The organism is Prevotella sp. MGM1 (assembly GCF_002933775.1).
GTDB lineage: Bacteria > Bacteroidota > Bacteroidia > Bacteroidales > Bacteroidaceae > Prevotella.
Genome location: NZ_BEWV01000224.1, coordinates 1 through 7,126 on the forward strand (window position 1 = coordinate 1; position 7,126 = coordinate 7,126).

General features: G+C 53.3%; 6 protein-coding genes. 3 read left to right on the top strand and 3 right to left on the bottom strand.

Annotation, left to right across the window (positions count from 1 at the left end; translation table 11 throughout):
* Positions 1-90 precede the first annotated feature (90 nt).
* From purE to rpoN, 3 genes are all read right to left on the bottom strand, one after another.
* Positions 91-600: a 5-(carboxyamino)imidazole ribonucleotide mutase gene (gene purE / locus MoGM_RS12680; protein ID WP_104370421.1), complete on the bottom strand. Its 510-nt coding sequence runs from the start codon at positions 598-600 to the stop codon at positions 91-93.
* 155 nt (positions 601-755) lie between these two features.
* Positions 756-1,370 carry a phosphatase PAP2 family protein gene (locus MoGM_RS12685; RefSeq protein WP_104370422.1) on the bottom strand — a complete coding sequence of 205 codons (615 nt, stop codon included), beginning with the start codon at positions 1,368-1,370 and terminating at the stop codon, positions 756-758.
* Positions 1,367-2,881, bottom strand: a complete 1,515-nt coding sequence (gene rpoN / locus MoGM_RS12690; protein ID WP_104370423.1) for an RNA polymerase factor sigma-54 — start codon at positions 2,879-2,881, stop codon at positions 1,367-1,369. The genes MoGM_RS12685 and rpoN overlap by 4 nt, the downstream gene beginning before the upstream one ends.
* A gap of 821 nt (positions 2,882-3,702) precedes the next feature.
* Here rpoN and MoGM_RS12695 point away from each other — a divergent pair.
* From MoGM_RS12695 to MoGM_RS12705, 3 genes are all read left to right on the top strand, one after another.
* The gene (locus MoGM_RS12695; protein ID WP_104370424.1) at positions 3,703-4,185 is read left to right on the top strand and encodes an Lrp/AsnC family transcriptional regulator; all 483 of its coding nucleotides are present in this window, start codon (positions 3,703-3,705) and stop codon (positions 4,183-4,185) included.
* Between the two features lies 1 nt (position 4,186).
* Positions 4,187-5,956, top strand: a complete 1,770-nt coding sequence (locus tag MoGM_RS12700; protein WP_104370425.1) for a gamma-glutamyl-gamma-aminobutyrate hydrolase family protein — start codon at positions 4,187-4,189, stop codon at positions 5,954-5,956.
* Positions 5,957-6,038: 82 nt separating this feature from the next.
* Complete coding sequence (locus tag MoGM_RS12705; RefSeq protein WP_104370426.1) at positions 6,039-7,037, top strand: M28 family peptidase; 999 nt, start codon at positions 6,039-6,041, stop codon at positions 7,035-7,037.
* Positions 7,038-7,126 lie beyond the last annotated feature (89 nt).

Consider the following 7,126-nt stretch of genomic DNA (forward strand, 5'->3'; position numbering starts at 1 on the left):
ACTTCTTAGCGAGCTTGCGAGCGATAACTTCTTTAACTCCCTTAACTTCCCAAAAGAGCTCCTTAACTTCCTAAAAAGACTCCTTGCCCTTTAATTGGTTTTGTATTTGAATTTTATCTCGGCCAGATCGCCGTTGGCTTTCTCTATCTTGGCTCTCAGTCCGTTTTTGAATTCAGCCAGGCGTGCGGCCAGTTCTTCATCGGCGAGCGCCATCATCTCCACTGCCAGTATGGCGGCGTTTTGCGCTCCGTTCACTCCCACCGTGGCTACGGGTATTCCGGGAGGCATCTGTATGATGCTGAGCATGGCGTCGAGACCGTCGAGCATGCCCTTGATTGGCACCCCGATGACGGGTAATGTGGTGGAGGCGGCGATCACGCCGGGCAATGCGGCGGCCATGCCGGCACCTGCGATTATCACTTTTATGCCTCGCTCTTTCGCGTTGCGGGCAAACTGTTCCACTGCATCCGGGGTGCGGTGTGCGGACAATGCGTTCACTTCGAAGGGCACTTGCATTTCGTCGAGAAACTTGCATGCTTTCTCCATAACGGGCATATCGCTTGTGCTGCCCATGATGATGCTAACCAATGGATTGTTCATATCGTATCGTTTTTTAAGTTTTTTTGTCTTTGCAATTACGGTTTCCGCCGTGTTGTTTGATGTCTCCGCGGTACGGCCCGGCAGACGTTATGGTGTTGTTTGGCGGTGCGCGCGCTGATGTGTGGCGTATTTTGCGGTATTGCGGCGTGACCCTGTCATATCAGTATCGTGACGGCCGAGCATACGGCTCCCACACAGAAACCGCCGGTCACCTGCGAGAGAGTGTGCTGGCGTAGAATCATGCGGCTTGTGCCTACCATGCCGGCGAGGATGAACACTACGCAGAGCCACCACACAGGGTTGAAGCCGAATATCTCTGCGAAAGCGAACAGCGCGCCTGCCACACCGCCGATGGCTGCCGTGTGGGTGCTGATTTTCCACCAGGCGTTCATCAGCGCACATACAATCTGGATGCACAGAGCCACTTTCAGTATGCTGCCCATGAAGTGAGGGATGTGCATCTCTTTCATCACATATATGCAGGTGATATAGCACATTATTGAGATTACGTAGGGTACCATGCGCCGTTCCTTGTGCCCAAGCTCGATTAGCGTCCATCCCTGGAAGCGGCGGTACAGGTGTATGAGCAGCGACGGGAGCAGGATAGTGAAGAAGGCCACTATCGAGAGCACCACCATCTTGTATGCCATTGGCAGCAGGCTTAGGTAGCTTAATGTGAAGAGAGCCATCAGTCCCACCATCGGAAGATAGAAAGGAGTGAACGCCGAGCTCATCAGGCGTGCGGCTATTATGATGTTTTTGTTCTTCATTTCCTCAGTCTCGCTATCGGTATTCCCAACTGTTCACGGTATTTTGCCACCGTGCGGCGCGCTATCGGGTATCCTTTCTTGTTGAGTTCCGCTTTCAACGCGTCGTCGCTTAGCGGCCGCTTCTTGTCTTCCGCCTCTATTATGTCCCTCAGGGCGGCTTTTATCTCGCGTGTAGACAGCTCCTCGCCGCTTTCGGTCACGTATCCGTCGCTGAAGAAGTAGCGCAACGGGAAAGTGCCCCACCTTGTCTGGGCGTATTTGCTGTTGCTCACCCTTGATATGGTGGAGAGGTCGAGTCCCGTCTTCTCGGCGATGTCTTTGAGTATCATCGGCCGCAGGGCCGCTTCGTCGCCTTCTTCGAAAAAGCGGTGTTGCCATTTGATAATCGCTCTCATGGTGAGTGTGAGCGTGCGGTGTCGCATCTTCACCGCCTCGATGAATCCTTGTGCGGCCGCCACTTTCTTCTTTGTATAGAGCAATGCCTCCTTCATCTGCCGGCTCATGCCCGCCTTGTTGTCCTGATATTCTTTGAGCATGTCGGCGAAAGACTGTGATACGTGCAGTTCGGGGATGTCCCCGCTGTTGAGCGTGAATGTGACGGTGCCGTCGTCTTGCGTGTCGATGACGAAGTCTGGTGTAATCTGGTGTATGTTCTTTCCTACGGTCTCGCCCATTGCCGCTCCGGGTTTTGGGTTGAGCCGTCGCAGTTCCCGTGCCAGTGCCTCGGTCTGCTCGTCGTTCAGTTTCAGTGCCGCGCTTATCTTGTCCCAGTGCTTCTTGGTAAACTCGTCGAAGTATTTGCCTATCACTGTCCGCATAAGTGTTTTGAGGCGCGATTCGTCACGTCTGTCTATTTGCAGCAGCAGACATTCCTGCAATGTGCGTGCGCCGATGCCCGGCGGGTCAAACTCTTGCAGTATCGCCGTCACCCGGTCTATCTCCTCGGTGCTGATGTCCAGCCCGTGGTATATAGCCAGCTCGTCGGCAATGGAGTCGGCGCTCTTGCGCAGCAGTCCGTCGTCGTCGAGCGATCCGATCAGATATTCCATTATCTCGGCTTGCCTTTCGGTCAGCTCTGTCTCGCCCATCTGCTCTTTCAGCCTGTCGTAGAACGATACCGTGTCGCCGTATACGATCTCTTCACGCTCTTCGTCGGTGGCCATCCCGCTGCCGTGGTATACAGGCAGGTCCTCGTCATCGCGTCCTATTCCGCTCAGCGCCTCGTCGAGTGCTGTCTGCCGGTCTTCACGTTCCTTGCTTGCGGCGAAGTCTTCGTCGGCTCCCGTAGTGTCTTCGTCGGCTCCATAGTCTTCGTGAGCCATGTCTTCGTCGTGGTCGTGCGTGTCTGCTTCGAGAGCCGGGTTGTCGTCCATCTCGGTGTTTATTCGTTCGAGAAACTGGTTCAATGGCAGTTCCACGAGTTGCGACTGCAACAGTTGCTGCTGCGAGATGGTTTGCAGTTGTTTGAGTGCCTGCTCCTGTCTTGTCTCTTGAACCTGACCTTGTGCCATTGATTATACGTTGGTGTTATCTGATGTTATTATTGTTGCAAAATTACAAAATAATCGGCAATGTCAATCATTATGCAATTTTATTTAACGTGAGTTCTGTTTATTTTTTTAAACGATAGATTTCAGTGGGTTGGAATAAGTTTTTTAAGGGTATTCTTTTAGAGTATTTCCCAAAGAATAAAGGCTCGTTGGCCCTTAAAAAATCCTCTTTGTCAAATTAAGAAAATATCATACAAAACGCTCTCCATATTTCGCCCGTTTCAAAATTAAAATCCAATGGGCGGAAATAAGCGAATTATGAGTTGTTTTCCGTAAGTGTCTGTGCGTCAGCTTAATACGTCTGCTGTACCCACATCCCCTACCAAACCTACCCCACCTGCCCTTCCGATTTTTTCCATTCAGCGTCCCGTTGCCCCGCGTTTAGACGCTAAACGGAATGCAACGGGTATCCAAACGCGACGCGACCGGCGGCCAAACGCACTCCAACGGGTGTCCCGTTGCGGAATATCGGCAGAATAATCAGATTGCAATAGACGGCATATCGTGTTGCATATCGTGACAGGTATCGTCTCCGCAATCCTATTTCACTAAATGATAATGTGTTAAATTCATGACTTTATAATTACAATTTGCGGGTTTGATGCCGGTCAGGCCGTGGCAAACGGAGATAAATGCCGCAATTAAAGACCGAATGAAAGCATTTTGATACTTTTTTTAGTTTTTTTTATTCCAATAAGTTGCTCGGCTCGATTAAAGTTTTTACTTTTGCTTACATTTTGTAAGTATAGCCAATATATTGTAATATAACAGTCTTAATTTAAATGGAAAAAATCGACAATCTTGACAGGAAAATACTTAGAATACTGTCACAAAACGCGCGCATACCCTTTAAGGATGTGGCTGCGGAATGCGGCGTGTCGCGTGCTGCCATACACCAGCGTGTGCAACACTTGGTAGACGGAGGGGTGATAACGGGAAGCGGATTTGACGTCAGTCCGAAAAGCCTCGGATATACCACATGCACCTATGTCGGAATAACGCTCGAAAGAGGGAGCATGTACAAGAAGGTCGTGGAGCGTCTGCGCCATATCCCCGAGATCGTGGAGTGTCACTTCACTACTGGTCCTTACACCATGCTTGTCAAACTGTATGCCCGTGACAACGAGCAACTGATGGATCTACTAAACGGCCGTTTGCAGGATATTCCCGGCGTAGTGGCTACCGAGACGCTGATATCGCTCGAACAGAGTATCAAGCGCGACATTATCGTGAGTACAATGACAGACGAGGAACAAACCGTATAGCATGGACCGTTTTGACTGGCAGGCACGTCTGGCCGATGTCCACTCCTCTTTTCCCGGAGTGGAGCGTAAGCCCGTTATCGGCATTACGGGCAATCATGCCGACACCGATTGCAGGCTGAGTGAGATGTACTACAAGTCGGTGGCTGCGGCGGGCGGTGTGCCTGTGATTATCCCTCCCGTGGCCGATGCGGGTGTGATCGTGAACACCCTCGGCAGGATAGACGGTCTGCTGCTCAGCGGCGGTGCCGACTATAACCCGCTTTATGCAGGTGAGGAACCGTTGCCTGCCCTGCACGGCGTCAATGCCGAGCGCGACCTTCCCGAGCTGCTTGTCGCCCGTCTGGCTTACGACAGGCAGATACCCATGCTCGGTATATGCCGTGGCATACAGACACTGGCAATGGCTCTGGGCGGAAAGGTGGCGCAAGACATAGACGCCGCCGGCGCGGGCGATCCGGGTCTGAGGGTGAAACATAGCCAAGACACACGCCGTGACGAGCCGACACACAGCGTGAGGATAGAGCGCGACTCTATTCTTCACACCCTTTACGGCAGCGAGCGTATCGCCGTTAACTCGTTTCACCATCAGGCCGTGGCCTTGGCTGGCGAGCGGTTCAGGGTGACGGCCGTGGCGGCCGATGGTGTTGTGGAGGCCATCGAGAGCAGGGAGTTCAAGTCTATAATGGGTGTGCAGTGGCATCCGGAATGCATGGAAGACGGTCTTCCGCTCTTCTGCTGGCTTGTGAAGCAAGCAGCGCATTATCGTGGCGCCCACAGGTTGCACGACCGTGTGCTCACGCTCGACACCCACTGCGACACCCCGATGCTTTTCCCACAGGGCGTGCGCTTTGACAGCCGCGACCCGCAATTGCTCGTCGACCTGCACAAGATGACCGAGGGCCGTCAGGATGCCACGATAATGGTGGCATATCTGCCTCAGCCCGGAATGGGCGAGACTTTCTCGTCGAAAGTAGACTTCGATGTCAACGGGCCTACGGAGTATGCCGACATGATATTCGACAAGATAGAAGAAATCGTGATGCGCAACAAGGACTATGTCAGCATAGCCCGTACACCGGCCGACCTTCACGAGGACAAGCGGCATAACCGCAAGTCAGTGATGCTGGGGATAGAGAACGGACTGGCGCTGGGCGGAAACATAGCGGGCGTGAAGCACTTCGCGCAGCGCGGCGTGGTATATATCACTCTGTGCCACAACGGCGACAACGACATCTGTGACAGTGCGCGTGGATGCGATACCCACGGCGGTGTGAGCCGCTTCGGGGAGCAGGTGATAAAGGAAATGAACCGCAACGGGATAATGGTCGACCTCAGTCATGCGTCGGAAAAGAGTTTCTACGATGCGATAGACATCAGCGGTGTGCCGATAGTGTGCAGTCACAGCAGCGCGAAGGCGTTGTGCGATCATCCACGCAATCTGACAGACGACCAGATGCGTGCCCTTGCCCGTACGGGAGGCGTGGCGCAGATAACGCTCTACGGCGGTTTCCTGAGGCGTGAGGGCGAGGCCACTGTGGCCGATGCCATGGCTCATTTGGAGCATGCCGTAAAGATAATGGGTATCGATCATGTGGGCATCGGCACCGATTTCGATGGTGACGGAGGTATACGGGGACTGGCCAATTCGGCCGAGTTGATAAATTTCACACGTATGCTTCTTGCGCGTCGGTACAGCGAGAGCGACATAAGGAAGATATGGGGAGGCAATTTCCTGCGGGTGATGAATATCGCCCAGCGGTCGAGAGAGTGAGTGGCCGGCGGCGTAACGGGTGCCGGCAGTGGCATGGCGGTTGTTATCTGCCGCCGGGAAACAAAACAAAAATATATTTGTGATGATAAAAACATTATTGGCATACATTATTATTTCAGCCGCTTTATGTGCCTGCGGCGGCAAAAACAAGGCAAACGATACTGCCGGAGCGTCGGCGGCTGAGCCTTGCGGTCCGGTGTTTAATGCTGACAGCGCATATTCTTATTGTGCCGCACAGTGCGATTTCGGACCACGTGTGATGAACAGCGAGGCCCACGAACGTTGCGGTGAGTGGATTGCCGGCCGTTTCGAGGCTTACGGTATGACGGTGACAAGACAGAAAGCGGTGTTGCGCGGATATGACGGCACGCAGTTGAAGAGCACAAACATCATAGCGAGCCATAAGCCCGAGAGGAAAGAGCGGGTCATGATTTGCGCCCATTGGGACACCCGTCCGTGGGCAGACAACGACCCCGATAGCGCAAACCACCGCAAGCCTGTGCTCGGAGCGAACGACGGTGCGAGCGGCGTGGCGGTGATGCTTGAGGTGGCACGGCTATTGTCGTCGGCCGACAGCCTTTCCGTCGGTGTCGATTTCGTATGCTTCGACGCCGAGGATTGGGGCGTCCCGTCGTGGAGCGATGTGCGGGACGATGGCAATTCGTTTGCTCTCGGTGCCCAGTATTGGGCTGCCAATCCGCATGTCAAAGGCTATAAGCCCCGTTTCGGTGTGCTCCTCGACATGGTAGGGGGGCAGGGAGCACGCTTCTACCGTGAGGCGTTCTCGATGCAGTATGCGCCCGGCGTGGTGGAAAAAGTATGGGATGCGGCCGAACTTCTTGGCTTCGGCAGTTATTTCCCGGTGGAAAACGGTGGCATGATATCCGATGATCATGTGCCGGTAAACCAAATAGCGGGCATCCCTACGATAGATATAGTCCCATATTATCCGGAATGTGAGGCGAGTAGCTTCGGCCCTACGTGGCACACTGTGCATGACGATATGTCGCATATAGACCGCAATACGTTACAAGCGGTCGGCCAGACGGTCATTCAGGTGTTGTTCAGTGAGGGGGAATAAGGAGTTCTTTTAGAAATTAAGGAAGTTCTTTTTGGAAGTTAAGGGAAGTATTTATTGGAAGTTAAGGGAGTTAAAGAAGTTATCGCTCG

What these genes read in the sequence shown, in the direction of transcription:
- purE (WP_104370421.1), bottom strand. Translation starts at nt 600, where the DNA reads ATGAACAATCCATTGGTTAGCATCATCATGGGCAGCACAAGCGATATG.
- MoGM_RS12685 (WP_104370422.1), bottom strand. Translation starts at nt 1,370, where the DNA reads ATGAAGAACAAAAACATCATAATAGCCGCACGCCTGATGAGCTCGGCG.
- rpoN (WP_104370423.1), bottom strand. Translation starts at nt 2,881, where the DNA reads ATGGCACAAGGTCAGGTTCAAGAGACAAGACAGGAGCAGGCACTCAAA.
- MoGM_RS12695 (WP_104370424.1), top strand. Translation starts at nt 3,703, where the DNA reads ATGGAAAAAATCGACAATCTTGACAGGAAAATACTTAGAATACTGTCA.
- MoGM_RS12700 (WP_104370425.1), top strand. Translation starts at nt 4,187, where the DNA reads ATGGACCGTTTTGACTGGCAGGCACGTCTGGCCGATGTCCACTCCTCT.
- MoGM_RS12705 (WP_104370426.1), top strand. Translation starts at nt 6,039, where the DNA reads ATGATAAAAACATTATTGGCATACATTATTATTTCAGCCGCTTTATGT.